At 72.5% G+C, this 25197-nt stretch carries 23 protein-coding genes, 2 tRNA genes, 1 rRNA gene and 1 other RNA gene; 12 read left to right on the top strand and 15 right to left on the bottom strand.

The annotated features are described in order from the left end of the window. Both A6A27_RS39795 and ffs read right to left on the bottom strand, forming a co-directional pair. A partial coding sequence (locus A6A27_RS39795; RefSeq protein WP_143194426.1) for a DNA polymerase III subunit gamma and tau occupies window positions 1-1307 on the bottom strand: 1307 nt, incomplete at its 3' end. A 107-nt stretch (window positions 1308-1414) separates the two neighbouring features. Next, an RNA gene (gene ffs, locus A6A27_RS39790) (signal recognition particle sRNA small type) lies at window positions 1415-1504 on the bottom strand. An 82-nt stretch (window positions 1505-1586) separates the two neighbouring features. On the opposite strand from ffs, the gene A6A27_RS39785 reads away from it, so the two are divergent. After that, a tRNA-Ser gene (locus tag A6A27_RS39785) sits at window positions 1587-1671 on the top strand. A gap of 108 nt (window positions 1672-1779) precedes the next feature. Here the strand turns inward: A6A27_RS39785 and A6A27_RS39780 are convergent. Together A6A27_RS39780 and A6A27_RS39775 are read right to left on the bottom strand one after the other, a co-directional pair. Next, window positions 1780-3459, bottom strand: coding sequence for a YncE family protein (locus A6A27_RS39780; protein ID WP_073839820.1), 1680 nt, complete (start codon window positions 3457-3459; stop codon window positions 1780-1782). 60 nt (window positions 3460-3519) lie between these two features. Beyond that, window positions 3520-4794, bottom strand: coding sequence for an MFS transporter (locus A6A27_RS39775; RefSeq protein WP_083673235.1), 1275 nt, complete (start codon window positions 4792-4794; stop codon window positions 3520-3522). A gap of 175 nt (window positions 4795-4969) precedes the next feature. Between A6A27_RS39775 and A6A27_RS39770 the strand changes: the two genes are divergently transcribed. The 4 genes from A6A27_RS39770 to A6A27_RS44700 all read left to right on the top strand — a co-directional run bounded on the left by A6A27_RS39770 (window position 4970) and on the right by A6A27_RS44700 (window position 9354). Further along, the gene (locus A6A27_RS39770; protein WP_241825689.1) at window positions 4970-5491 is read left to right on the top strand and encodes a winged helix-turn-helix domain-containing protein; all 522 of its coding nucleotides are present in this window, start codon (window positions 4970-4972) and stop codon (window positions 5489-5491) included. 53 nt (window positions 5492-5544) lie between these two features. Further along, complete coding sequence (locus A6A27_RS39765) at window positions 5545-6159, top strand: hypothetical protein (protein ID WP_073839817.1); 615 nt, start codon at window positions 5545-5547, stop codon at window positions 6157-6159. Window positions 6160-6191: 32 nt separating this feature from the next. Continuing rightward, window positions 6192-6686 (top strand): hypothetical protein, encoded by a 495-nt coding sequence (locus A6A27_RS39760; RefSeq protein WP_443190040.1) that lies wholly within the window; start codon window positions 6192-6194, stop codon window positions 6684-6686. A 103-nt stretch (window positions 6687-6789) separates the two neighbouring features. Then, the gene (locus A6A27_RS44700) at window positions 6790-9354 is read left to right on the top strand and encodes a hypothetical protein (RefSeq protein WP_158074143.1); all 2565 of its coding nucleotides are present in this window, start codon (window positions 6790-6792) and stop codon (window positions 9352-9354) included. A gap of 99 nt (window positions 9355-9453) precedes the next feature. Here A6A27_RS44700 and A6A27_RS39745 read toward each other — a convergent pair. Continuing rightward, window positions 9454-9543 (bottom strand) — tRNA-Ser (locus A6A27_RS39745). A gap of 75 nt (window positions 9544-9618) precedes the next feature. Here A6A27_RS39745 and deoD point away from each other — a divergent pair. The 3 genes from deoD (at window position 9619) to A6A27_RS39730 (ending at window position 11527) form a co-directional block, all read left to right on the top strand. Next, complete coding sequence (gene deoD / locus A6A27_RS39740; RefSeq protein ID WP_073839813.1) at window positions 9619-10326, top strand: purine-nucleoside phosphorylase; 708 nt, start codon at window positions 9619-9621, stop codon at window positions 10324-10326. 110 nt (window positions 10327-10436) lie between these two features. Then, the gene (locus A6A27_RS39735; protein ID WP_073839812.1) at window positions 10437-11072 is read left to right on the top strand and encodes a TetR/AcrR family transcriptional regulator; all 636 of its coding nucleotides are present in this window, start codon (window positions 10437-10439) and stop codon (window positions 11070-11072) included. After that, a complete protein-coding gene (locus A6A27_RS39730; RefSeq protein WP_073839811.1) occupies window positions 11072-11527 on the top strand; it encodes an acyl-CoA thioesterase in 456 nt (151 codons plus the stop codon). The genes A6A27_RS39735 and A6A27_RS39730 overlap by 1 nt, the downstream gene beginning before the upstream one ends. A 47-nt stretch (window positions 11528-11574) precedes the next feature. Here the strand turns inward: A6A27_RS39730 and A6A27_RS39725 are convergent, their stop codons facing one another. The 4 genes from A6A27_RS39725 to A6A27_RS39715 all read right to left on the bottom strand — a co-directional run bounded on the left by A6A27_RS39725 (window position 11575) and on the right by A6A27_RS39715 (window position 13391). After that, the gene (locus A6A27_RS39725; protein WP_198940656.1) at window positions 11575-12027 is read right to left on the bottom strand and encodes a deaminase; all 453 of its coding nucleotides are present in this window, start codon (window positions 12025-12027) and stop codon (window positions 11575-11577) included. Between the two features lie 178 nt (window positions 12028-12205). After that, window positions 12206-12733, bottom strand: coding sequence for a tRNA adenosine deaminase-associated protein (locus A6A27_RS39720; RefSeq protein WP_073839809.1), 528 nt, complete (start codon window positions 12731-12733; stop codon window positions 12206-12208). Between the two features lie 118 nt (window positions 12734-12851). Further along, window positions 12852-13022, bottom strand: coding sequence for a hypothetical protein (locus A6A27_RS45455; RefSeq protein WP_198940654.1), 171 nt, complete (start codon window positions 13020-13022; stop codon window positions 12852-12854). A gap of 72 nt (window positions 13023-13094) precedes the next feature. Then, window positions 13095-13391 (bottom strand): hypothetical protein, encoded by a 297-nt coding sequence (locus tag A6A27_RS39715; RefSeq protein WP_073839822.1) that lies wholly within the window; start codon window positions 13389-13391, stop codon window positions 13095-13097. A 133-nt stretch (window positions 13392-13524) separates the two neighbouring features. On the opposite strand from A6A27_RS39715, the gene A6A27_RS39710 reads away from it, so the two are divergent. Further along, on the top strand, window positions 13525-14382 hold the full coding sequence (locus tag A6A27_RS39710) for a M23 family metallopeptidase (RefSeq protein WP_443190039.1): 858 nt from the start codon (window positions 13525-13527) through the stop codon (window positions 14380-14382). A gap of 69 nt (window positions 14383-14451) precedes the next feature. Beyond that, window positions 14452-15522, top strand: coding sequence for a PHP domain-containing protein (locus A6A27_RS39705; protein WP_073839807.1), 1071 nt, complete (start codon window positions 14452-14454; stop codon window positions 15520-15522). 121 nt (window positions 15523-15643) lie between these two features. Here the strand turns inward: A6A27_RS39705 and A6A27_RS39700 are convergent, their stop codons facing one another. Beyond that, complete coding sequence (locus A6A27_RS39700) at window positions 15644-16621, bottom strand: DMT family transporter (protein WP_241825688.1); 978 nt, start codon at window positions 16619-16621, stop codon at window positions 15644-15646. A gap of 156 nt (window positions 16622-16777) precedes the next feature. Here A6A27_RS39700 and A6A27_RS39695 point away from each other — a divergent pair, with 156 nt between their 5' ends. Next, entirely contained in the window at window positions 16778-18448 is a 1671-nt protein-coding gene (locus tag A6A27_RS39695) for a DUF885 domain-containing protein (protein ID WP_073839806.1), read from the top strand. A gap of 66 nt (window positions 18449-18514) precedes the next feature. Here the strand turns inward: A6A27_RS39695 and A6A27_RS43980 are convergent, their stop codons facing one another. From A6A27_RS43980 to nudC, 3 genes are all read right to left on the bottom strand, one after another. Then, a complete protein-coding gene (locus A6A27_RS43980; RefSeq protein WP_073839805.1) occupies window positions 18515-20110 on the bottom strand; it encodes a DUF6114 domain-containing protein in 1596 nt (531 codons plus the stop codon). 94 nt (window positions 20111-20204) lie between these two features. Then, a complete protein-coding gene (locus A6A27_RS39685; RefSeq protein ID WP_198940655.1) occupies window positions 20205-20765 on the bottom strand; it encodes a DUF6230 family protein in 561 nt (186 codons plus the stop codon). 454 nt (window positions 20766-21219) lie between these two features. Next, entirely contained in the window at window positions 21220-22143 is a 924-nt protein-coding gene (gene nudC / locus A6A27_RS39680; RefSeq protein ID WP_073839803.1) for an NAD(+) diphosphatase, read from the bottom strand. Window positions 22144-22321: 178 nt separating this feature from the next. Here nudC and A6A27_RS39675 point away from each other — a divergent pair, with 178 nt between their 5' ends. Beyond that, window positions 22322-24142, top strand: coding sequence for a VanW family protein (locus A6A27_RS39675; RefSeq protein WP_073839802.1), 1821 nt, complete (start codon window positions 22322-22324; stop codon window positions 24140-24142). A gap of 72 nt (window positions 24143-24214) precedes the next feature. Here the strand turns inward: A6A27_RS39675 and A6A27_RS39670 are convergent, their stop codons facing one another. Together A6A27_RS39670 and rrf are read right to left on the bottom strand one after the other, a co-directional pair. Continuing rightward, window positions 24215-24841 carry an NADPH-dependent F420 reductase gene (locus A6A27_RS39670; RefSeq protein ID WP_073839801.1) on the bottom strand — a complete coding sequence of 209 codons (627 nt, stop codon included), beginning with the start codon at window positions 24839-24841 and terminating at the stop codon, window positions 24215-24217. Between the two features lie 170 nt (window positions 24842-25011). Then, a 5S ribosomal RNA gene (gene rrf / locus A6A27_RS39665) occupies window positions 25012-25128 on the bottom strand. Between the last annotated feature and the right edge of the window lie 69 nt (window positions 25129-25197).

Genomic DNA, 25197 nt, shown 5'->3' with positions numbered 1-25197 from the left:
GGGGCGCCGGCAGCCGCCGGCGGGCCGGCGGCCTCCGGGTCGGGCGCGGCGGCGGCCGCGGCAGGGGCGGGAGGCTCGGGGCGTACCTCGGGGGCGGGGGCGACCGGCGCGGGGCCGGCGGCGGCCGGCGGCAGCTCGGCGCCACCCAGGGTGAGCCGGCGCTCCATCCGTTCCAGGCGCTGGAGCAGGCCACCGGTGGAGTCGTCCACGCCGGGCAGCAGCATCCGGGCACAGATCAGCTCCAGCACCAGCCGGGGCGCGGTGGTGCCGCGCATCTCGACCAGGCCGTTGTGCACGATGTCGGCGCACCGGGACAGGGTCGCCGGGCCGAGCCGCTGGGCCTGGGCGGCCATCCGCTCGATCTGATCCGAGGGGCCGTCGATCAGGCCCTTGGCGGCGGCGTCCGGCACCTGCTGCATGACGATCAGGTCGCGCAGCCGTTCCAGCAGGTCCGAGGCGAACCGGCGCGGGTCGTGGCCGGCCTCCGCGACCCGGTCGACGGTGGCGTACGCGGCGGCGCCGTCGCCGGCGGCGAGCGCGTCGCACATCTCGTCGATCAACGCGGAGTCGGTAACGCCGAGCAGCGCGGCCGCCCGGGCGTAGCTGACCCCCTCCGGGCCGGCGCCCGCGATGAGCTGGTCGAGCACGGAGAGGCTGTCCCGGGCGCTGCCGCCACCGGCGCGTACCACCAGCGGGAAGACCGCCGGCTCGACCTTCACCCCTTCGGCCTCGCAGAGCTGCTCCAGATAGGGCCGCAGCACCTTCGGCGGCATCAGCCGGAACGGGTAGTGGTGGGTCCGCGACTTGATGGTGCCGAGGACCTTCTCCGGCTCGGTCGTGGCGAAGATGAACTTGACGTACTCCGGGGGCTCCTCGACCAGCTTGAGCAGGGCGTTGAAGCCCGCCGACGAGACCATGTGCGCCTCGTCGATGACATAGATCTTGAAGCGGCTGCGAGCCGGAGCGAAGAACGCCTTCTCGCGCAGCTCGCGGGCGTCGTCGACGCCACCGTGGCTGGCCGCGTCGATCTCGATGACGTCGATCGAGCCGGCGCCGTCGGTGGCCAACGAGCGACAGGACTCACACTGGCCGCAGGGCTCGGGCGTGGGGCCCTGCTCACAGTTGAGCGAACGGGCCAGGATCCGGGCGCTGGAGGTCTTGCCGCAGCCCCGGGGGCCGGAGAAGAGGTACGCGTGGTTCAGCCGCCCGCTGCGCAGCGCCTGCGACAGCGGCTCGGTGACGTGCTCCTGGCCGATGACCTCGGCGAACGTACGGGGCCGGTATTTGCGGTAAAGGGCCAATGCCACCCGTCCCGCCTCCTCTCGACCGAGCCATTCTGCGCCGGTCGGGCGCGGGTGACCAACCACCACCCCGTGACCTGACCCGCAGGGACGTTACCGGCACCCGGAGACAGAAAGGCCTCCCGTGCACCCGGCAGAGCCCGCTTATCCTTGCTGCCTTCCGGCCCTGGGGAGGTTCACGAGGTACCGCCGCACGGGAGGTACCACCAAGCGTACCCGACTCCGGGTCGATCTTCAGGGGGTGGTGGGGTGGCCCGCCCGGCGGAGACCTGTATCCTGGCTCGCGGAGGATTCGCCTAGAGGCCTAGGGCGCACGCTTGGAAAGCGTGTTGGGTTCACACCCTCACGAGTTCGAATCTCGTATCCTCCGCTCTCTTGAGCAGGAAAAACGACAGGGCCGGCCCCACGGGACCGGCCCTCCGTCGTCTCGAGCAGGGACGCCCGGGACGCCCCGGACGACTTCCCCACCTGACCGCCGTCAGTAGCCTCGGAACACCCCGGGCTTCCAGAGGAACCCATACGTGCGTACCGACGCCTCGGCGGGCGCGTACCGGTGGTCCCCGGCGAAGCTCGCGCTGAACGTGACCCGCTGGTACGTCGGATACGTGGCCGTCAGCTTGCCGTTCGAATCCACCGCGCCGCAGGTGATCGTCCTGCGAGTGGACCCGTAGGGCTGGGCGTACAGGCAGACCGTCCGGTTGGTGTGGGTGGTGCCGAGCTGGGCGGTCACCGCCGCGCTGCGGCCGGTCGTCGCCTTCGCCGTGACGCTCAACGCAGTGGCGGCACGCGAGACCTGCACGGTGACCGACTGGGTCGCCCCCGGGCGCGTGGCGTCGCCAGGGAAGGTCACCGTGTAGGTGTTGGCCGCGCCGACCAGCGGCGTGTCGGAGAAGGAGAACGAGCCGTCCGCGGCAGTGGTGACGTCCGGCAGCGGGTGACCGCCGGCGAGGTCCTGCTTCACGACCCGCAGTGTCCACGGCGTCGATACGTTCGCACCGGCGAACGCCAACTTCCCGCGGACGGTAAGTGGCGCGGTGCGGGTGCTCGTCGTCGGCGCGGACAGCAGGAGCGAGGATCCGGTGGTGCCGAAGCCGGTCAGCACCCGCAGGGCCGGGTTCTTCCGGTCCTGATCGGTGGTGACCGCGTAGAGCGTGCGGTTGTCGGCGCTGACGGCGAGGCCCCGCACCTCGAGGTGGTCGCCCGAAGGGAGGTCGTACCGGCGGACTGCGGTCCCGTCCGCTCGCTTGACGTGGATCGAATCACTCTCGCTGGCGCCGAGGACGACGAAGGCACCGTTCGGAGACGCCGCCACGGCCGTCGGCCAGGTCCCGGACGGGTACGCGCCCGCGGGCGACAGGTCCGCCGTGGAGAACGCCACGTGCTCGGTCGCCACCAGGCGGGAGTTCGACTGTGGGTCCCACAGGTAGGAACAGCCGAGGATCACCTTGTCGGCCGTCAGCGCGGCGTCGTGCAGGCCGGTGCAGGTCTCCCCGGCCAGGGACGCGACATGCGACGGCGTTCCGGACGAGACGTCGTACAGACTCGGCTCGCCCGAGATGGGGAACGAGACGCGGGACTTGTTCACCAGCAGCAGCAGACTCGGGTTGGCCGGGGTGCTCCGGAGCAGCGGCGGGTAGTAGTACTGGCCGTTGAGGGGCAGGTCCAAGGTGACGATCGGCGTCACCCCGCGTACGTCGATCGACCCCAGCTTGCCCTTCCCGACCTGGCATCCATAGCCGACGTAGATCTTCCCGCCGGCTGGCGCCAACCAGGTGGGACAGGTGCTCGCACCGGTGCTGTAGCGACGCGTCTCGGTCAACGTGATGGTGTCGATCGCGGCGACCGCGCCCGCGTCGGCGAGGGCCACATAGAGCGTCGAGCCGTCCGGGCTCAGCGCCATGCCGCTGGCGCCCGGCAGGTTCGGGATCGTCCGCTGCGAGCCACCGGACAGGTCCGTCAACCGCACACCCGAGCGCTCCCGCCCCTGGCTGAAGAACAGCCGACCGTGCGCCGAGTCGACCACCATCTCCGCGTACGTGTCGATGCCAAGCCTGACCGCGCCATCGGCGTACGCCGCACCGGAACCCATCGGCGCCACCACGCCGAAAGCGGCACCCAGCGCCGCGACCATCAGGCGTGCGATCACTTTGACGCGCACCCGTCCTCCCGCCCCTGTGACAAGGATCGGCGCTTTCGTGCCGACGATTCGGGCACGAGCCTAGTGGGCGGTTTCGCCGAGGGAGGAAGGCAGCGCAGTCCGCTCGGCCACGGCGGCGGCCGGGGCGCAGGTCGGCGGGCCGGGTGCCGGGGCCGCCGGACGGCCGCCGCGCAGCGCCCAGCCGGCGACCAGCACCGCGGCGGCCGCCGCCACCAGCAGGATCACCCGGTGATCGACCAGCACCAGCAGGCCGGCGGCGGCCAGCACGGCCACCGTGCCCGGGCCGAAGGTGAGCGTGTTAACCGTGGCGGCGACCCGGCCGACCAGCGCGCCCGGGGTCTCCCGCTGCACGGCGGTCCAGACGGTGATCAGCACCAGCGGCACCCCGACCCCGACGGCCAGGGTGCCGGCGGCCACCGGGGCGAGGGCGGGTACGGCGCGCAGCGCCAGGCCGGCGGCGAACACCGCGACCGCCACCGCGGTCAGCCGCCGGTCACCGAGGCGGCGTAGCAGCGCCCCGGCGGCCAGCCCGCCGACCAGCGACCCCACGCCCTGCACCATGGCGAGCACGCCGTTGAACTCCGGCGGTCGGTGCAGGCCGTCGTCCACCACGGCGTACGCGACGGTGCCGTTGATACCCATCAGCAGCATGGTCGCGCCGGCGCAGGCGACGAGGTGCCGCAGTGGGGCGCGCCGGCGCAGGTGCCCCAGCCCGTCGGCGAGCTGCCGGCCCCAGCGCTCGGGCGGGGGCGGCGGCGCCTCGCGTACCCGGATCAGGGTGAGCGCGAGCGCGGCGAGGGCGAAGGTGGCCACGTCGAGCAGCACCACCGGGTGCCCGCCGTACGTGGCGAACAGAGCCGCGCCGATCAGCGGAGCGAGCAGCTTCATCCCCTCGTTGACGGTCATCCGCAGCCCGTTGAAGTCACCCAGCAGTTCGCCGGGGACCACCGCGGGCACCAGCGCCGCCTCGGCCGAGTCGATCAGCACGAAGCTGACCCCGTACGCGAGCATCACCACGAAGATCAGCCAGACCCGGGCGGCGGAGTCCACCAGCAGCAGCACCGACAGCAGCGCCGCCATCGCGACGTGCAGGGCGATCAGCAGGGGCCGGCGACGGAACCGGTCGACCAGCACGCCGATCAGCGGGCCGACCAGGGTGGGCCCCCAGAGGCCGAGGGTGACCAGGCCGGCCAGGCTGCTCGATCCGGTCAGGTCCTTCACCCAGATCGCGGCCACCAGCAGCATCGCCGCCGTGCCGAACCCGGAGACCAGCACGGCACCCAGATACAGGCCGGCCGGACGGTTGCGCAGCACCCTTGCCGTACCCCAGCTCATGCCACCACCTCGCGGCGCTCGGCACCGGCCTGCGACACCACCGCACCGCACCGCCGATTCGCTCGCTGACGCTCACTCATGGCACCTCCCCCGGGCAGCTCGATCCTGGCCGCCCACCACCCCCAAGTCAATGCTTGGGGGTCGGCGCGGCACCTGATGCGGTTCAATGGCGGCCGTGAGCAGCACCGATCCGCGCCTGCGCGCGCTGGCCCACCCGGTACGACTGCGGATGCTGTCGCTGATGTGGAGCGCACCGCTCTCCGCCGCGGCGCTCGCCCGGGAACTGGCCATCTCGCACGCCCTGGCCAGCCAGCACCTGCGTCGGCTGGAGGCCGCCGGCCTGGTGGAACTGGCCGACGTCCGCAGCCGGCGCGGCGGCCGGGAGCGCCGCTACCGCGCGGTACGCGGCCCGTGGCTCACCGATCAGCGGGAGGGGCAGGCGCTGCTCGCCGAGTCGCTGGCTCGCAACCTGCTGGACCGGGTGGCACACCGGGCCCCGGACGCGGCCGGCGTGACCATCGACGCCGAACTCTGGGTCGCCCCCGAGGAGTGGGAGGCGGCCCGGCGCCGGCTGCACGCGATCATGAGCGAACTGCACGACGCAGCCCGACCTCCGCACGCCCCCGGTACGGTCCGGGTGGGCGCCACGATGATGGCCTTCCCGATGACCGACGCCCAGCCGCCCGCGGCAAACTGACCGCCCGTCGTACACATGTTCCATCCACAGCCTGTGGACGCCGAGAGGATCGGATGAGTTACCAGCTCAGCGCGGTCGTCGCCGATGTCGAGCTGCTCCGCGAGCAGACCGCCGACCTGGATCACGCGGTCCTCGCCGCGCTCCGCCAGGACTTCGCGCTGCTGCCGGTCACCCCGCAGCTCGTGACGGAGCTGACCGGCGAGCTGCCCGACTTCTGCACCGACGAGCCGTCGGCGGCGCAGCCGTTCCAGCTCGTCCTCTCGCCGCTCGTGTCCGAGATGCTGGCGGGGTGGTCGCGGCGGGGGCCGGTGGCGTACCTGGAGGCGGAGTTCGCCGGCGGCCTGGGTCACCAGTCGGCGGTGGTCTGGCTGGGCGGCGCAGTCAGTTGGGGCCCGCGCTTCGACGGCACCCTCGACGGGGCCCGGACGGAGTGGCCGATCAACGCGGCGCTCGCCCGGCTGGGTGCCGAGCCGGGGCCCTGGATCGACCCGTTCGCCGAGCTGGGCCTGCACCTGGAGCGCGACACGGCCGGCTGGCTGGCGCACGGCCGGCGCGGCCTGTCCGCCGACTACTGGGACGACCTGGCCGAGGAGTGGGAACTGCGGCAATCCGAGCAGCACCAGCAACCTCCGCGCCCCGGTCCCGTTGGGGACTGGGGGAGTGCATGAGACTGCGACAGTTCGGATTCATCGCCGCGTTGATGGCGGCCGCCTCGATCGCCGGCAGCGGCGTCCGTCCACAGGGGCTGGAGGTGCCCGCCCGCCCCGTCGGGGCCGCCGAGGTGGTCGGGCTCGACGGGCTGCACAACGCGGAGTTCGGCGTCACCGAGCAGGAACTGACCCGGCGCGGGGTGCTGCGTACCGACGTGGAAGCGTGCGGGCCGACGCTGGCCGGGCACGAGTCGGTCAGCCCGATCTTCGTCGACGACCGCCTGGTGCTGCTCTGGCTCGACGACCCGATGGGCACGCCCGAGGGCATCACCGCCGGCACGCCGGTCAGCGAGGTGCGCGACCACTACCCGTCGGCGGTCGACCTCACCGCTCCACAGGGGACGCACCGGTTCGACGGGCTGCTCGCCCGCGACGGCGACCGGGCGTATCTCTTCCTCCACGATCGGACCGCCGTCCGAAAGATCGTCGCCGGGTACGCGGACTGGGCCCGCCGCCTCTTCGACGAGGGCTACGGCCCCTGCTGACCGGCTGAGACGGACGGCCGACAAGTCGGTTGAAGTTGATCGACCATCATGGAATTATCTCCTCGCCCGCGCAGGTCGCGCGGCATTTCACGGGGAGTTGATCATGCGAGCAACCCTGCCCGGTTATCGGAGGAAGGGCCTGTCGCGGCTGGCGATGACCGCCGCTGTGAGCACCGCCCTGGCGAGCGTCCTGATCGGACCGTCCGCCGCGGCTGCGGCACCGTCGCCGTCGGCGACACCCACCACGAGTACGGCCCCGGCGGAAGCGGCCGCCGACCCGTCGACGGCGCCCACGGCCGCGGCGACGCCCGGCACGAGCGTGACATCCAAGCCCACGCCCACGTCCACGGCGCCGGCCGCTCCGGCGAAGGCGTCCACCACCGAGGGCAGCACCAAGCCCTCGAAGATCGACAACGGGTCGGGGAGCACCGGCTCCGCCGGCTGCGGCGGCAAGCTCGACTTCGGCAAGGTCCAGCGCTGCACGTCGATCAAGGGCGAGCAGGAGAACCGCTGGACGGTCACCTCGACCGTCGCCCAGGACACCCTGTACGCCCGGCTCAAGAGCGTCTCGGGCGAGGGTGTCAGCGCGCGGGTCACCGACCAGAACGGCGACTTCGTCTGCTTCCTCTCGTTCTATCTGAACGAATGCGCCCTCGGCGCCGCGGGCACCTACACGGTGGCCGTGTCGCTCTACTACGGCACCGGGGAGGGTGCCTACACGCTCTCCGCCGAGTCCATGCGTACCCCGTCGGAGTGCGACAACCTGCCGGAGAACTTCTTCTCCTTCGCCTCGGCCGGGCGCAGCGGCACGCTGCCGGCCGGCCTGGCCGCCCGCTGCTACAAGTTCAACCAGCCCACCGGCACGGTGCTGCACCTGGCCGACCCAGGCGGCGCCGGTGACGTGCAGGGCCAGATCCTGGACGGGCGGTACCAGCCGATGGGGTGCCCGGTGCGCTACACCACCGAGTGCACGCTCAGCGAGCCCGGGCCGTACCGGCTCTTCCTCGAGGAGACCTACGGCAACGAGTCCACGTACATCCTCAAGCTGCCGCGTCTCTCGCACGCGACGGGATGCCCGGCCCTGCCGCTGGCGTCCTTCGGCGACCCCGGCGCGGCCGTGGGCAGCGGAAGCGTGCCGTCCTACCAGGGGGTGTCCTGCCAGGCCCTGACCAGCGCGGTGGCCGGACCGGTCGTGGTCCGCTTCAACCAGTTCGCGAACCAGCACCTCGACTGGCGGGTGTACGACGCCGACGGCCGGCAGGTCTGCACGGAGTACGAGTCGTGGCGCTCCTGCGCCCTCCCGACGGCGGGCTCCTACACCCTCCTGGCGCAGAACTCGTTCTGGGAGCCGGTGACCTACCAGGTGGCGGTGGCAGCGCTCGACCGCACCGCCGGCTGCGCCGCGGCCACGAGCACCGGGTGGGACCAGCCGACCCTGGTGGTGCACCAGACCTCGGCCGTGCAGACCAACTGCCAGCCGTTCCAGGGCCGGCCCGGCGACCGGATCGTGGTGTACCGGGCCCCGGACCGCTACAACGATGCCTACTCATGGCTGGTCGACGAGCAGGGGACGGTCCTCTGCACCGAGTGGTCGGAGGACGACGGGTGCGCCCTGCCGGCCGACGGCACCTACCGGGTGATCTCGTACCTGGCCAACTGGGACGCGGACAGCACCGACCTGACGTACCGGATGCAGGTGCGGTCGCTGACCGACCCGACCGGCTGCCCGACGGTCACGCCCGGCGCGTACAACGCCGCGCCGACGCTCGGCACCGTCCGCTGCCGGGTCCTCGACCTGCCGGCCGCCGGCACCTACCGGGTGAAGGCTGTCGGTGCCGACAACTACCGCCAGTGGGCGTCCGTCTACGACGCCACCGGTCACAAGGTCTGCACAGACATCTGGTGCCAGGTCCCGGCGGCCGGTAGGTACACGCTGGTGCTCAGCGGGGCGGCCCCGGATTCGGTGATCGACGACAACGTCCGGTACGCGCTGGCCCTGCTGCCCTGGACTCCGTCGGACTGCCGGCCGGTGTCCGACACCGGCTGGCAGGACGCACCGGTCCGGGGCGAGTTCACCGCCGCCGGTCAGTTCGACTGCCTCCAGCTCTCCAGCCCGGCCGGGTCCCGGGTCGTGGAGCTGCTGCCCGGCGACGCCACCGGTGCCGCCGCTCCGGACATCACCGTCGTCGACTCGACCGGCACCACCCCGTGCGACTGGTACTCGCTACGGCAGTACGCCTGCGAGCTGACCGGCCAGGCACCGTACTTCGCGGTGCTCAACTCCCGCGACGGGGCGCCCGCCGGGGCGTACTCGCTGGCCTTCGCCCGGACCGACGGCCCGCCGGCCTGCCCGGTGCTGCCGGCGGACGCGACGGGGGCCACGGTGACCACGGGCGCGGACCGTTACGGAGTCTGCTTCACGATCCCGGCGGACCAGCGCGCCGCCAAGGAGTCGATCACCTGGAAGCGGCTTACCGGCACCGGTGATGCCCGGATGTCCGTCTTCTCCGAGTCCGGTGTCCGCTACTGCGGGCCGACCGGCTACGCCGTGGAGCGGACGATCTCCTGCTCGCTCCCGGCCGGCGCGGTGACGGTGATCCTGGAGACGGACGCGGTCGACGCGACGTACCAGCTCACCCACCGGGACGCGAGCCTGCCGGCGGCGTGAGGCGCGGCGGGCCGGCCCTCCCCGGGGCCGGCCCGCCGTACCCGGTCGAAGAAAGCGAAAACGCCCGGCTGGTCCAAGAGGACCGCCGGGCGTTTCCGTTGGCGGTGGCGGCGGGATTTGAACCCGCGGAGGGCGTAAACCCTCACACGCTTTCGAGGCGTGCTCCTTAGGCCACTCGGACACGCCACCGCCGAGTAGGGTACAGGACCGCCGGTCCGGACGCCGAACCGGTATCCCCGGGCCCGGCCTGGCAGGATCTTTGCCATGAGTACGCACATCGGCGCTGAGCCGGGAGAGATCGCCGAGCGGGTCCTGATGCCGGGCGACCCGCTGCGGGCCAAGTGGATCGCGGAGACCTACCTCGAGGAGGCCCGCTGCTACACGACGGTCCGCGGCATGCTGGGCTTCACCGGCCGCTGGAACGGCGTCGAGGTCTCCGTCCAGGGCTCCGGCATGGGCATGCCCTCGGCCTCCATCTACGCCCATGAACTGATCAACGAGTACGGCGTGAAGACGCTGATCCGGGTCGGCTCCTGCGGTGCCCTCCGCGAGGACCTTCAGCTGCGCGACGTGGTCGCCGCCATCGGCTCGTCCACCGACTCGAACATGAATCGGATGCGCTTCGACGGGCTGATCGACTACGCCCCGGTCGCCGACTTCGGGCTGCTGCGTACCTCGGTCGAGGTGGCCGAGCGGCGCGGGGTCACCATGCACGTGGGCCCGATCCTGGCGGCGGACGCCTTCTACACCGACCGCCCGGACCTCTACGACGCGCTGGCCGACTACGGCGTGCTGGCGGTGGAGATGGAGTCCGCGGCGCTCTACACGATCGCGGCCCGGTTCAAGGCACGCGCGCTGACCATCCTCACCGTCAGCGACCACATCAAGACCGGCGAGAAGACCACCTCCGCCGAGCGCGAGCAGACCTTCAGCCAGATGGTCGAGATCGCCCTCGACACCGCCATCGCCTGACGGTCCGGAATCCTGCGCCGCCCCGCCCGCCGACTCGGGGGCGGGGCGGCGGCGTTCCAGGTCACAAAAATAAATACGACCGGTCGTGCTTTTTTCGGTACGCTGCCCACATGACCTCCGACGGCCGGGTCGCCCGCGGCGACCGCACCCGCACCGCCGTGCTGGACGCCGCCGTGTCCCTGGCCACCGAGGCCGGCCTCGACGGCCTCTCCCTCGGCCAGCTCGCCGACACGCTCGGGGTGAGCAAGTCCGGCCTGTTCGCGCACTGGCGCTCCAAGGAGTCCCTCCAGCTCGCCACCGTCGACCGGGCGGTGGTGCAGTGGCAGGAACGGATCATCGCCCCGGCCCTGCGTGCCCCCTCGGGCGTCCGCCGGATCTGGGCGCTGCACGACGCCCGGATCGACTTCTACGCCGCCCGGGTGCTCCCCGGCGGTTGCTTCTTCGCCACCACCGAGTTCGAGTACAACGCCCGCCCCGGCCCGGTGCGGGACCGGATCGCCGAGGCGTTCCGCCGCTGGACCGCCTTCCTCGAACGCCTCGTCCAGGAGGCGGTCGACCTCGGCGAGCTGCCCGCCGACGTCGACGTCCCGCAGCTGGCCTACGAGATCGACGCGCTCGGCGTCAGCGCCGTGATGCGGTCCCGGCTGCTGGACCCGGACCCCGCCTACCGGCACGCCCGCCAGGGACTGCTGGCCCGACTGCGGGCCCTATGCCCCGAACCCACCCTGCTACCGGAAGGCCCCTGATGAGCGACCCGACCGCCGCGCCGTACGGCCACGTCGAGCACGTCCCGGTCCACTTCGACGACCTCGACGCCCTCGGCATCCTGCACAACGCCCGGTACGCGGTGCTGCTGGAACGCGCCCTCACCCCGTACTGGTCCGAGCGCGGCGTGTCCTTCCAGGGCGGGCGGCACAGCTCCCCCGACGTGTTCCACGCGGTACGCGAGTTCACCATCACCTACCGGGCCCCGATCAGCGGGACCGGGCCGGTGGCGGTGCATTTCTGGCTCGAACACTTCGGCACCACCAGCGCGCGGTACGCCTTCCAGTTCCGCTCGGTCGACGGCCACACCCTGTACGCCGAGGGCACCCGCGCCATCGTCCGGCTCGACCCGGCGACCATGCGCCCCACCGCGTGGACCGAGACCGCGCGGACGATCGCCGCGACCCTCGTCCGTCCGGCCCCGGTGCCCGCCTGACGCCGGGGGCACGGGGACAGCGCAGGGCAGGGGACAGCGCGGGGCGGTCAGCGGAAGAAGGCGCGCAGCAGCGCGGCGCTCTCCGCCTCGAGCACCCCGCCGTACACCTCGGGGCGGTGGGTGAGCCGGCGGTCGCGCAGCACGTCCCAGAGCGAGCCGACCGCCCCCGTCTTCGGCTCCCAGGCGCCGAAGACCACCGTCGAGATCCGGGCCAGCGAGATCGCCCCCGCGCACATCGTGCACGGCTCCAGCGTCACCACCAGAGTGCAGTCCTCCAGCCGCCAGCGACCCAGCCGCTCGGCGGCCCGCCGCAGCGCCAGCACCTCGGCGTGCGCGGTCGGATCCCCGGTCAGCTCCCGCTCGTTACGCCCGACGGCCAGTTCGGCGCCGTCCGGGCCGTAGACGACCGCACCGACCGGGACGTCCTCGACCACGGCGTCGGCGCCCCCCGCCGGGCCGCTGTCGGGGCCGGTCACGGCGACCTCCAGCGCCCGACGCATCCACAACTCGTGCCGCTGCCGGCGGCCCCGGCCGCCGGGATCGGCCAGCCCCTCGTCCGCGCCCGGGCCGACCCGGCCCAGCCGGCCGGGGGTCGGCTGCCCGGGGCGTACGGTCTCCAGCGCCGGGTCGGTGGCGTCGGCCGGCTCCGCGGCACCGGGCACCACCGGCTCGGGCGGCTCAGACCTCACGCAGCTCCTCGACCTCGTCCGCGCAGCCCAGCACCTGGCAGATCTCGGCGGTGACGTCGGCCGGCATCATCCCCTCGTGGGCGCAGAGCGAGAGCAACTTCTGCGCCGAAATGCCCAGGTCGGCCAGGAGATCCGCGTCGCCCACCGGGTCCGCCTCCGGGTCCACCGCCGGCTGCTCGTTCTCGTCGTCTCCGCCGGTGGCCGCCCGCGGTTCCTCAGTGTCCTCTAGGCCGGTGACCGAGGTCTTTAGGTCGCCGACCAGCAGGGCACCGAGCCGGGACTCGTCCGCATACGCCGCGTCGGAGCCGAACACACGCAGGTCCTCACCCTCGTCGAGGCGCAGGATGACCAGGTAGGTGTCGTCGGCCTCGACGAAGAGCAGCGACAGGTCGGCGTCCGGCTCGACGTCGCGCAGCCGCTCGGCGACGTCGTCGATGTCGGTGACACCCCGCAGGTTCACCTCGTCGGCGGTCCATCCGCCGTCGACTCGTGCCACGGCAGCAGCGAAGTACGACACGGTCCCCCCAAATTGGCCTCGGCAGCACGCCGACTCGTCACGCGTGCACGTTAACCGGTCGGGTCGGCAGGCGACCGGTCAACGCCCCGAAGGGCCGGCCGTTCCTGGAGAAAGTCGGTCAGCCGGCGATGCGCCGGCGGGTGGCGATGAGCTGACGCAGGTGCTCGGTGCGAACCCGCTGCGGCCGCTCGCGCTGACGTGCCGTGCGGGCACCGGCCAACTCGGCGAGGAGTTGCATGCGACGGCGGCTCCGCTCGGGGTCGAGCCGCGGCGGGGTGGTCCAGGCCATACCGCGAGGGTGGACCGTCACCACGCGTACGTCAAGCCGGTCTTCGCTGCGCAGCGAACCGTTCACCGCTGGTCACCAGAGCGGCCAATCCCCGCTCTGCGCCCAGCGGATCGCGACGACGGCCGCCGCGATGCTCCACCCGCCCGCCGTGACGATCGCCACCCCGACCGCCACCCCGCGGTCGCCGTAGCGGACCAGCACGGCGGCGGCCAGCCAGGCCAGCCCGCCGGCGACCAGCGTCCACCACGCGTAGCTGGGCACGTCGTGGCCGAGCAGGCCGAACAGGAGCAGCCAGGCGAAGGCGGTCACCGCGCCGGCCGAGACGCCGCCGCCGGTGATCGGGTACGACTCGCGCCAGGTGGGCCGCATCGGCGCCCCGGCGGGAAAGAGCCCCGACGGGGTACGCGCCGGCGGATGGACCAGGCCCGGACCGGGCTGACCGGATACGGCGGGCCACCCGTTCATCGCCTCTGCTCCCTTCACGGTCCGTAGACCTAACGAGATGCGGCGGCGCGACTCCGCTCGCCCCCGCACGGACGCGCACCGGGTCTCGCCGTTCGTTCCTACCGTAGTGCTCTGTCAGGATGGCCGGATGCGCTCGCGATCGATCGGACGCCGGCCGGGGTCGACGTACCCGATCCTGCTGCTGCTCGTACCGGCCCTGGTCGCCGGGTGCGGTCCCGCCGACCGCCCCACGCCGGCCGTCGGCCACTGGTCGCCGAGCCCGGGCGCCACCGCCCCGACGCAGCCGTCCCCGGCACCGACCACCGCCGAGTTGACCACTCCCACGCCGGCCGCCCCGTCGGCCACGCCGACCCGCTCCGACCCGCGGCACGTCTTCCCGGTTCGCACGGACAACGTCGCGTACCACCCGACCCACTCGGCGTACCCGGGCACGGACATCTTCGCCGACTGCGGCGAGCCGGTCGTCGCGGTCACCGACGGCGTGATCCTCGAGGTGAGCCGGGTGGACCGGTTCGACAAGCGGGGCCCGCGCGGGCCGTACAACGGCGGCCTCTCGGTCGCGCTGCTCGGCGACGACGGCGTCCGCTACTACGGCTCACACCTGAGCGCCATCGCCGGCGGCGTCGACCCGGGCGTACGCGTCCGCGCCGGCCAGGCCCTCGGCAAGGTCGGGCGCACCGGCAACGCCAACAACGTGTGCCACCTGCACTTCGGCCTCTCGCCGAAGTGCCAGGGCCATGACGACTGGTGGATCCGGCGGGGCGTGATCTGGCCGGCCCCGTACCTGAACTCGTGGCGGAAGGGGGGCAACCGCGGGCCGGCCGCCGAGGTGGTCGCCTGGCAGCGCGAGCACGGCTGCCCGAAGGCGCCCACCACGACCGGCGGTGCCGGGTGACCGGCGTCCACTCCCGACACTCCGCGACACACCCGGCGACCGGCAGCGCGGGCGCGTAGGTTGCAGGGCATGACTGCCCGGGATCCCATCGCCGACCTGCGCCGGATCGCGTTCCTGCTGGAGAAGGCGAACGAGGCCACCTACCGGGTCCGGGCGTTCCGGTCGGCGGCCAAGGCGCTCGGCGCCCTGCCCACCGGGGAGGTGGCCGAACGCGCGCGCAGCGGCAGGCTCACCGAGCTGAGCGGGGTCGGCGACGTCACCGCCCGCTGCGTGGTCGAGTCGCTGGCCGGCGAGGAACCGGTCTACCTGCGGCGGCTGGTCGCCACCGAGGGGACCGACCTGGACGCGGCCGCCGCCGCGCTACGGGACGCGCTGCGCGGCGACTGCCACACCCACTCCGACTGGTCCGACGGCGGTTCACCGATCGAGGAGATGGCCCTGGCGGCGGTCGAGCTGGGGCACGAATATCTGGTGCTGACCGACCACTCGCCCCGGCTGACGGTGGCCCGGGGACTCACCGCCGAGCGGCTGCGCCGGCAGCTCGACCACGTGGCCGCGGTGAACGAGGCGCTGCCGAAGGGCTTCCGCATCCTCACCGGCATCGAGGTGGACATCCTCGCGGACGGGTCGCTGGACCAGGACGAGGAGCTGCTGGCCCGCCTCGACGTGGTGGTCGGCTCGGTGCACAGCGGCCTCAACGACGACCGGGCGAAGATGACCCGACGGATGCTCACCGCGGTCGCCAACCCGCACCTGGACATCCTCGGTCACTGCACCGGACGGATGGTGTCGTCCCGGCCGGCCGGGGTGACCGGGCCGGGCGACCGGGGGCACCGGGCGCGTACCCGCAAGGAGAGCGACTTCGACGCGGACGCCGTCTTCGCGGCCTGCGCGGAGCACGGCGTCGCCGTCGAGATCAACTCCCGGCCGGAGCGGCAGGACCCGCCCAAGCGGCTGATCCGCCGCGCCCTGGAGGCCGGCTGCTGGTTCGCCGTCAACACCGACGCGCATGCGCCCGGCCAGCTCGACTGGCAGCGGTTCGGCTGCGAGCGCGCGGCCCTCTGCGGCGTCCCGCCGAAGCGGGTGGTCAACACCTGGAAGGCGGACCGCCTGGTCAAGTGGGCCCATACCCGCCGCTGACGCATCCCCGCATCCGGACGCCACCCGCATCGGCGACCGAGCGGCATCCTCGGTGCCCACACCACCACCTCGCCGATCTGCCGGTGCCCGGGGCGGCTCAGCGGCGGCCCCGGGCGCCGGCTCAGCGGCGGACGGCGGCCTCGGCGGCCGGCGCGGCCGCGGCGCCGACCAGCGAGCGCGACCGGGGTCGGCCCAGCATCCCCTGCGCGACCGCCACGCCGAGCAGCACGACCAGCGCACCCACCGGCTGGTGCCAGTTCATCCGCTCGCCGAGCACCAGCGCGCCGACCAGCACCGCGAAGACCGGGATCAGGTACGTAACGGTGGACGCGGTGCTCGCCCCGGCGAGCCGGATGTTGCGCAGGTTGATCACGAAGGCCAGCCCGGTGCCGAGCGCGCCGAGCGCCAGCACGCTGGCGACCACCCGGGCGGACAGGCCGGTCGGCACCGGCGGCGCCCCGGCCACCAGGGGCGCGACCACCGCGAGCTGCGCCGTCGCGACCAGCAGCTGCGCCGCCGACAGCGACAGACCGGAGTACGCGCTCCCCGCGATGAACTTCTTCTGGTACGGGATGGCCACGCCGTAGCAGGCCGCCGCCCCGAGGCACATGAGCTGGCCGGTGAAGTGCGACCCGCCCACGCCCTCCCAGACGCCGAGCACCACCAGCACGCCGGCGAAGCCCAGCCCCAGCCCGACGGCCCGCCGCACGGTCAGCCGCTCGGTACGGAACACCAGCACCGCCAGCGGCAGCACGATCAGCGGCGTGGTGGCGTTCCAGATGCCGGCGAGCATCGACTCCACCCGCTGCTCGCCGAAGCCGAACAGGGTGAACGGCAGGGCGACGCCGAAGGCGGCGACCACGAACAGATGCGCCCAGACCCGGGGTTCCCGGGGCAGCCGGTCGCGCAGCACGGCCAGCACGACCAGCAGGGTTGCCGCGCCGGTCGCGACCCGGTAGAGGGTGAGGTGCAGCGGGTGCAGCTCGCTCACCCCCACCTTGATGAAGAGGAAGCTGGAACCCCAGATCACGCCGAGCGCGAGGAAACCGGGCAGCCAGCTACGGAGTGCCGCTCGGTCAGGAGTCAAATGCGCTGTCACCCCTGACACTCTGCCGGAGGGGTACGACGAAGTCCCGCGAAAATCGGACCCCGTGTCGACCGTCACGGCAACCCTCCGGCAACCGCCCCGCCGAACCATCGTGAACACGGCAAACACCGTCGACAACCGGGTGCCACCGTCACGTAGGGTCGCAGCGTGGGACGAATCGATGACCTCGCCAACCGGTACGTGGCCGACTGGGCCCCGCTGACCCCGACCGGCGCCACCTACGTCGGCATCGCCGGCTACGACGACCAGCTCGACGACCTCACCCCGGAGGGGTACGGGGCCCGCGCCGACCTGGTCCGGCGCACCCTGGCAGATCTCGACGTGACCGAGCCGGACTCGGAGGCCGAGCGGACCGCCAAGGAGGCCATGCAGGAGCGGCTCGGGCTGGAACTCGCCCGCTACGAGGCGGGCGAGAGCAGCAGCGAGATCAACGTGATCGCCAGCGGGCTGCACGAGATCCGCATGGTCTTCGATCTCATGCCGACCGAGGGCGACGACGCCAAGGCCAACATCGCTGCCCGGCTCAACCGCTTCGCCGGCGCGCTGGAGGGTTACAAGCGCACGCTGCGCGAGGCGGCCGCCGCTGGCCACGTCAGCTCGCAGGTGCAGCTGGTCGAGGTCGCCAAGCAGTGCGACGTGTGGACCGACCCGAACGGCGACAACTTCTTCCACGGCCTGGCCGAGCGGCTCGGGGCCGACGGCACGCTCGGCGCCGAGCTGCGCAAGGGTGCCGCCGCGGCGACCGCCGCCACCGCCGAGTTCGGGCAGTTCCTCCGGACCGAGCTGGCCCCGCAGGGCCGACAGAAGCAGGCCGCCGGGCGGGAACGGTACGAGCTGGCCTCGCAGTACTTCCTCGGTGCCAAGGTCGACCTCGACGAGACGTACGCCTGGGGCTTCGCGGAGCTGGCCCGCCTGGAGTCCGAGATGCGGGCGGTGGCCGCCCGGATCGTCGGTCCGGGGGCGACCATCGACGACGCGGTGCGGGCGCTGGACTCGGACCCGGCGCGGACCATCAAGGGCAAGGAGGCCTTCCGGGACTGGATGCAGGCGCTCGCCGACAAGGCGATCAGCGAGCTGCACGGCACCCATTTCGACATCCCCGAGCAGGTCCGCCGGATCGAGTGCTGCCTGGCCCCGACCAGCGACGGCGCCATCTACTACACCGGCCCGAGCGAGGACTTCTCCCGGCCGGGCCGGATGTGGTGGGCGGTGCCGCAGGGCATCACCGACTTCTCCACCTGGCGGGAGGTGACCACGGTCTACCACGAGGGCGTGCCGGGCCATCACCTGCAGGTCGCCCAGACCGCCGTCCGCGCCGACCTGCTCAACCGCTGGCAGCGGCTGCTCTGCTGGGTCTCCGGGCACGGTGAGGGCTGGGCGCTCTACTCGGAGCGGCTGATGGACGAGCTGGGCTACCTGGAGGATCCAGGCGACAAGCTCGGCATGCTCGACGGGCAGGCGTTCCGCGCGGCCCGGGTGATCGTCGACATCGGCATGCACCTGGAACTGGAGATCCCGCGGGACAACCCGTTCGGCTTCCACCCGGGCGAGCGCTGGACCCCGGAGCTGGGCTGGGAGTTCATGCGGGCGCACTGCCGGGTGCCGGACGAAAACCTGCGCTTCGAGCTCAACCGCTACCTGGGCTGGCCGGGGCAGGCCCCCTCGTACAAGGTGGGCGAGCGGATCTGGCTCCAGGCCCGGGAGGAGGCGAAGGCCCGCAAGGGCGCCGACTTCGATCTCAAGGAGTTCCACCGGCAGGCGCTCGACCTGGGCGCGCTGGGGCTCGACCCGCTGCGCCGGGCGCTGGCCCGGCTCTGAGCGGACCGACGGCCGGGCGTCGGAGGGTTCCTCCGGCGCCCGGCCGCTTCGCCTTACTCGTCGGGCTCAGGCCACGTCGAGCTTGAGGGTCGGCTTGGCGGTGAGCACGTTGCTGTCCACGAACGCCAGGTCGATCACCGGGTCGGTGAAGGTGATCGGCACCGGCGAGGTGATCGGGAGGCCGTCCGGGAGCGGCAGGTCCGGGGCGAGGGTGATCCGGATGCCGAGGAGCCGCCCGGAGAACCGGGTGGCGTAGAAGGCGACGTCACCCTCCACGGTCAGCCGGTCGGTGACGTACCGCAACGTCTTGCCGGACGGCCCGTCGGCTTGGAGGACGAAGTCGTCCGTCACGCCCTTGTCCATGGTGAACTTCAGCGCCTTGAGCGTGCCGTCATGGGTGGGCAGGTCGACGATCCCCTCGAAGCGCAGCCCGGTCATGGTCACCTTGGAGCCGGTGAGCTTGGACGGTTTGGCGGCGACGCGGGGCTGGCCCGGTTCGGCGGCGATTCGGGGCAGCGGCGTGCCGGTCTCGACCGGCTTCGGCTTGGTCGGTGCCGGGCTGGCACACGGATCGGCGTCCGGCTTGGTGGGCGCGCCGGGCTTGGCCGAGGGGCTGCTGCTCGGCGTCGGCGCCGCGCTGGTGGTGCTCTCGGTGGGGGTGGGGCCGGTCGTGGTCTCGGTCGGCAGCGGCTCCGCGGCGGCGGCCGCCGTGCTGGCCGGCCGCGGCGCGGGCGGGGGTTCCGTGCCGACGTCACCGGGGTCCCCGCCGGTGAAGAGGCCGGTGATGCCGTCGATGATGTTGGTCAGCAGGTTGCTGTCCGACTTCTTCTTCGCCGCCAGGGGACTCGGGCTGGCCGAGGCGGACGCGGAGGCCGTCGGGCTCGGCGCCGGCGAGCAGGCGGCCGGCGCGGCCACCGCCGGCTGCTCGCCGCGGAGCGCGAGCAGCCCCACCGTGGAGACGGTGGCGAGCACCAGCAGGATTCCGTACAGCTTCGGGTCGCGGTGGCCGGAGCCGGGCGGCGGCGCCGCCGGGTCGGCCACCGGCGGCATCCGGGTGCTGTCCGCGCCCGCCCCGGCCTCCGGCTCGGCCGTGATCGACTCGCGCAGCGGGTTGTACGGCTGCGGAAGCGTGTCGGTGAGCGGCCCGGTGGTCTCCTCCTCCCGCTGCCGGGGCAGCAGCTCGTCAAGGAGGGCCCGCTCGTCCTCGACGTCGTCGGCGTCCTGCGGCTCGTCGTCGACGGCCGGTCCGGGCTGCTCGGTGCCGGCCGCCGGGCGGCCGGGCATCCAGGCGAAGCCGAGCGCGGCACCCGAGATGCCGAGCAGCATGCCGATGAAGAAGCCGCCGAGATTGACCCCGATCAGCGAGTAGACCGCCGTCACCGCCGCGACGACCGAGTAGAAGATCCGCTGCTGCGGGGTGAACCACACGAGCAGACCGCAGACCACCAGGATGGTGGGGATCAGCCAGGCGAGGAAGCCGGTGGGCCCCATCTTCAGCGTGAGGCCGGCCAGGTTCGCCTGGGTGGTGCCGAAGATCTCCGCTCCGGCGAGCACGGTGAACAGCCCGCCCCAGAATGGCCGGCTCCGCCGCCAGCGCCGGAAGCTGCGCCAGGCCCGGGTGACCCCGCCGGGTCGGGCGTGCTGCGCGTCCGCGGTCGTCACGTACTCCTCCTACGAACGGTCCGGTGATACGAGGGGATTGCCGAACACGACGGGAGGTCCGCGGAGGGCGCCCTCCGCGGACCTCCCGGTCCGATCAGGAGAAGCACTCCTTGCCAGCGGCGTCGCCGAACGCGTGCACCTTCAGCTTCAGGCCCGTGAGCTTGAAGGTGCCGGCCGTGGTGTAGCGGGCGACCTGCTGCAGCCCGTTGATGGTCACGTGCTCCGAACTCTGGCCGAACGAACCCGCCTGGGCGGCCGCGCTCAGGTCGGTGGCGTCCTGACCGATCTTGATCTTGGTGAACGTGGCATCGCCCGCGAGCGAGTCCATCGCGATCAGCATGCCGTCCGCAGTCGCGGGCTGCCTGCCACCGCCGGCCTCGATCCGGAGCACGACGGGCAGACCAGGCACGCTCGCGTTGACCGACTGGCAGAGGTTGTACAGATCCGCGTGGCCGATCTCGGAGATCGCGACCGGCTGCGGCACGGGGTTGCCCTTCTCGTACACGACGCCGCCGTACTGCTTGAAGCCGTCGCCCTCGAGCCGGGTCGCGCCAACCTTGAACGCGGTGCCGGACACGGTGATGTTGGCGGCGATGGCGCCGTTGGCCATGCCGAAGACGATGCCGCCGGCGACGGCCGCGGCCGGGACCGCCATCGCGGCGAAGCGACGCCAGCGGGTGCCGCCACGCAACTGGCGGTCTTCCGAATCCTTCACGGGGCCCTCCTCGAAGGGGATGACGTCACCGATCGCGGGACGCGACTCGGGACAAGGGAAAAGCGTGGGGCGCTCGCGGGTGCCGTTGTGCCGACGGACCGCGCGGTTACGCGGATGGATGCTCTCGCGAAGCGACAGAGCTCACAAGCACCTAGCTACTGATCGGTAACAGGGCGGCAGTATCAAGATCGGCTGTGGTTACCGGCGGTTAACATCCGGATCGCAATAGGCCGCGGGCAAACCATCGCGATTACGACACGACGGCAGAGAGGTTTCACCTGCGGTAACGACCACTGGCCTTCGTCACAGTTCGGTAACGGACAGCTGGCAAACCGCTGAGGATGACGGGCCCATCACCCGTCCGGCGGGCGACGACGGACCGTCCGGCGCACGGTCAGCTCCGCCCGTTCAGCCAGGACTCCAACAGATGGTGATCGATTGAGTCGATTCGGCCCAGCGGACGCCCCTGCGCCACTCGCGCCCGCAGTTCCCCCCGGCTGAACCAGCGGGCCGCCACCAACTCCTCGCCGTCGACCCGGACGTCGGTCGAGGCTGCCGTGGCCCGGAACCCGACCATCAGCCCCGCGGGGAACGGCCAGGCCTGCGACCCCTGGTACGCCACGTCGACCACGCTCACCCCGGCTTCCTCGGCCAGTTCCCGGCGGACCGCGTCCTCCAGGCTCTCGCCGATCTCCACGAAGCCGGCCAGCGTCGACCAGGAGTCCTCCGCCGCGCCGCGGTGCCGGGCCAGCAGGCACCGATCGGGGTCGCCGGGCGCCTCCACCAGGACGATGACTGCCGGTTCGATCCGCGGAAAGAGCAGCCGACCACAGTCGGGGCCGGTGCAGGAGCGGACGTGCCCGCCGTCCCGGGCCGCTGCCGTCGCCCCGCAGCCCCCGCAGTACCGCTGGCCCCGGTGCCAGTGCAGCAGCCCCTTGGCGTACGCCTGCACCGCCGCCTCGGCCGGCGTCAGGGCGCCCACGAGGGCCCGTACGTCCACCGTCTCGGCCGCGCCGGCCAGCTCCAGCGCCTCCGGCTCGGTCCGGCCGGAGAGGTCCACGGCGAAGACCGCCCGCCCCGCGTCCAGGCCGAGAAAGACCGTCTCGTCGGCGGCGGCGCACAGCCTTGCGGCGTCGACGGCGGCGCGCCGCACCGGCGCCCGTTCCGCCGAGACCAGACAGCGGTCCCGCCAGAACGGCAACAGCACGCTCTCCCGGTCGGCCAGCCGCGCGTCGATCCACTCCGGGTCGGCCCGCAGCGCCCCCGCCCGGTCCAGCCACCCGCCGCCGTACGCTAGCGCCTGCTCATCGGTCCGCACCCGCCCACCGTCCCACGGCCCGCTCCGGCATGACACGCCGGGTGGGCGTGACCACCGCGACACGCTTCCCCCGCGTCCCGCGACGGCGGACTCCCCGACCGGCTCGGGCGTTGGTTACCGTAGGTGTCTTCCGGGTGGGGGAAGCGGCCCCCACGTGGTTTTCGTGATCGAGGTTCCTGTGACGCTGTACGGCGAAAAACTGCCGCCCGCCGACGACCGGCCCACCGTGCGGGTCACCGCGGTGAACTGGCCGGATGACGGGTCGGAACCCACTGTCGCGCCGACACCCGAGCCGCCCGGGGGCCGCCTGCGGTCCCGCCGGGGACGGCTGCTGCTGGCCGGCGGGATCGTCGCGGCCGTGCTCGCCGCCGGCACCGGTCTCGGCGCCTACGCGTACGCCGGGGACGTGCCCCGGGGCACCACGGTCCTCGGCGCCGAGTTGGGTGGCCGGAGCCGCGCCGAGGCGGTTCGGGCGCTGCGGACCGAGCTGGACCGCCGGTCGGCGGCACTGACCGCCCCGATCGCCGTCACGGTCGGCGAGAAGAGCGTCCAGGTGAAGCCGGCCGACGTCGGGCTTGCGATCGACGTGGACGCCACCGTGGCGGCGGCGACCGCCGCGGAGGCGCACCCGGTGAGCCGCCTCGTCGGCTCCCGTGCGGTCGACCCGGTGGTCACCGTCGACGCCGCCCGACTGGACGCCGCGCTGCAGAAGGCGAAGGGGGACCAGGGCCGGGAGATGACCATGCCGGCCATCATCTTCACCGGCACCACCCCGAAGCCCGTCTACCCGAAGCCGGCGCTCACGGTGGATTCGGCCGGCGCGGTCGACGTGGTGAAGGCGGGCTGGCTCGCCGGCAAGCCGGTGACCGTACCGCTGGTCGAGAAGTGGCCGGCGACCACCCGCGAGGAGGTCGACCGGCTCGTCGCCGAGCTGGCCAAGCCTGCGGTGGCCGCCCCCGTCACGCTCACCACCAGTCGGGGCTCGGTCACCATCCCGCCCGCCGCCATCGCCAGCGGCCTGCGCTTCTCGGCCGACGACGCGGGCAAGCTGACCCCGCGGGTGGACGTCAAGCGGCTGCGTGCCGCCCTCGGCGACCGGCTGGCGAAGATCGAGGTCGAGCCGAAGGACGCCGGCCTGACCATCAGCGGCGGCAAGCCGAAGGTGGTCCCCGGCCGGTCCGGGCAGCAGGTCGACTCGGCCACGCTCGGCCGGGAGCTGCTCGCCGTCCTACCGAAGGCGGACGGCCGTACGGTGACCGCCGAGCTGAAGCCCGCCGAGCCGGAGCTGACCGAGGCGAAGCTCGCCGAGCTGGGCATCAAGGAACGGGTCTCCACCTTCACCACGCGGTTCCCCGGCGGCCTCTCCTCGCCGCGCAGCCAGAACATCGTCCAGGCGGCCAAGGACGTCGACGGCACGATCGTGAAGCCGGGCGAGACGTTCTCGCTCAACGGCCACACCGGCGAGCGCGGCTACGACCAGGGCTACCAGGACGCGCCGACCATCGTGAACGGCAAGCTGGTGCCGGGCGTCGGCGGCGGCGTATCGCAGTTCACCACGACGCTGTTCAACGCGACCTACTACGCCGGCTTGGAGGACGTCGAGCACAAGCCGCACTCGTTCTACTTCAGCCGGTACCCGGCGGTGATCGAGTCGACCATCTACTGGCCGCAGCTGGACTTCAAGTTCCGCAACAACACCCAGTACGGCGTCCTCATCGACACGTCCTACGCCGCCAGCACGATCACCGTGTCGATCTGGAGCACCAAGATCTACGACAGCGTGACCACCGAGTACGGCCCCCGCCGCGACATCACCCAGCCGAAGACGGTCTACCTGGACCCCGGCCCCAAGTGCATCGCCGCCGCGGGCAGCGTGGGCTTCGCCCAGGACGCGTACCGGGTCATCAAGAAGGACGGCAAGGTCATCAAGCGGGAGAAGTTCAGCTGGCGCTACGACCCCGAGCCGCGCTTCATCTGCGCCCCGAAGCCGGCCGACTGACGCCCGCCGAGGTCAGGCACGAGAATGCCCCGCCGGCTCGGTCGCCGGCGGGGCATTTCTGTTGAGTACGCGTCAGGGCCGCGCCTCGGCCAACCCCTGCCGTACGCCGTCCGCGTCGCGGTCGGTCCCGTAGACGGGGGAGCCGGGCTGCTGGCGCCAGCTCTCGTCGAGCGAGCCGGCATCGACCGGTTCGAAGCCCATCTCGTCCACCAGTTGCATGACCAGCCGCTTGGCGTCCGGGTCGTCCCCGGCCACCGGCAGGCCGATCCGGTCCGGTGAGCCGGCCGGCCGGCCGTTGTCCATCAGGTGCGCGGCCTGGATGTTGTTGAAGACCTTCACCACCCGGGCGCCCTTGAGGTGCTCGGCGGTCCAGCGGCTGGAGCTGAGGCTCCGATCGAGCAGCTCCGCGATGTCGCCGTCCCGCTGGGGGTAGTAGTTGTTCGCGTCGGCGACCAGGCCGCCGTCGAAGAGCTCCGCCGGCAGGTCCGGCACGACTTTGACCGGCACGGCGATGACGACGAGGTCCGCCCCCTGCACGGCCTCCTCCAGCGTGCCCGCCATGGCACCGGTCTCCGTTGCCAGGTCGGTCAGGCTCTGCGGCCCGCGCGAGTTGGTCACGACCACGTCGTGCCCCAGTGCGCGCAGGCGACGGGTGAGGGTGCCACCGATGTGGCCCGAGCCGACGATTCCGATCCGCATGACCACTCCTGCCCCTTCGCCGGCGTCCGGCGGTCCGTTTCCGGTCCCGTCCCGACGGTACGAGACCCGACCGCTGGTACGCGTGGATTCACCGAAGCTGTGGCACGGCGAGCAGCGCCGGAAATGCAGTCAGGGTCACCCGGAATCCGGGTGACCCTGACTGGAAGTTTGTCCGGCGGTGTCCTACTCTCCCACACCCTCCCGAGTGCAGTACCATCGGCGCTGGAGGGCTTAGCTTCCGGGTTCGGAATGTTACCGGGCGTTTCCCCTCCGCCATGACCGCCGTAACTCTATCGACATGTCAAACAACCAACCACCAAAACTGGTGTGACTGTTCGTTTGTCGGGAGTTGCACA

Source organism: Micromonospora sp. CB01531 (genome assembly GCF_001905095.1).
In the GTDB taxonomy this organism is placed as follows: Bacteria; Actinomycetota; Actinomycetes; order Mycobacteriales; family Micromonosporaceae; genus Micromonospora.
This window is presented reverse-complemented; position numbering and strand designations above follow the sequence as displayed.

What these genes read in the sequence shown, in the direction of transcription:
- A6A27_RS39725 (WP_198940656.1), bottom strand. Translation starts at nt 12,027, where the DNA reads ATGCGTCGGGCGCTGGAGGTCGCCGTGACCGGCCCCGACAGCGGCCCG.
- A6A27_RS39685 (WP_198940655.1), bottom strand. Translation starts at nt 20,765, where the DNA reads ATGGCGGTCCCGGCCGCGGCCGTCGCCGGCGGCATCGTCTTCGGCATG.
- A6A27_RS39775 (WP_083673235.1), bottom strand. Translation starts at nt 4,794, where the DNA reads ATGAGCTGGGGTACGGCAAGGGTGCTGCGCAACCGTCCGGCCGGCCTG.
- A6A27_RS39760 (WP_443190040.1), top strand. Translation starts at nt 6,192, where the DNA reads ATGGCGGCCGCCTCGATCGCCGGCAGCGGCGTCCGTCCACAGGGGCTG.
- A6A27_RS39735 (WP_073839812.1), top strand. Translation starts at nt 10,437, where the DNA reads ATGACCTCCGACGGCCGGGTCGCCCGCGGCGACCGCACCCGCACCGCC.
- A6A27_RS39710 (WP_443190039.1), top strand. Translation starts at nt 13,525, where the DNA reads ATGCGGCGGCGCGACTCCGCTCGCCCCCGCACGGACGCGCACCGGGTC.
- A6A27_RS45455 (WP_198940654.1), bottom strand. Translation starts at nt 13,022, where the DNA reads ATGGCCTGGACCACCCCGCCGCGGCTCGACCCCGAGCGGAGCCGCCGT.
- A6A27_RS39765 (WP_073839817.1), top strand. Translation starts at nt 5,545, where the DNA reads ATGAGTTACCAGCTCAGCGCGGTCGTCGCCGATGTCGAGCTGCTCCGC.
- deoD (WP_073839813.1), top strand. Translation starts at nt 9,619, where the DNA reads ATGAGTACGCACATCGGCGCTGAGCCGGGAGAGATCGCCGAGCGGGTC.
- A6A27_RS39670 (WP_073839801.1), bottom strand. Translation starts at nt 24,841, where the DNA reads ATGCGGATCGGAATCGTCGGCTCGGGCCACATCGGTGGCACCCTCACC.
- A6A27_RS39730 (WP_073839811.1), top strand. Translation starts at nt 11,072, where the DNA reads ATGAGCGACCCGACCGCCGCGCCGTACGGCCACGTCGAGCACGTCCCG.
- A6A27_RS44700 (WP_158074143.1), top strand. Translation starts at nt 6,790, where the DNA reads ATGCGAGCAACCCTGCCCGGTTATCGGAGGAAGGGCCTGTCGCGGCTG.
- A6A27_RS39715 (WP_073839822.1), bottom strand. Translation starts at nt 13,391, where the DNA reads ATGCGGCCCACCTGGCGCGAGTCGTACCCGATCACCGGCGGCGGCGTC.
- A6A27_RS39705 (WP_073839807.1), top strand. Translation starts at nt 14,452, where the DNA reads ATGACTGCCCGGGATCCCATCGCCGACCTGCGCCGGATCGCGTTCCTG.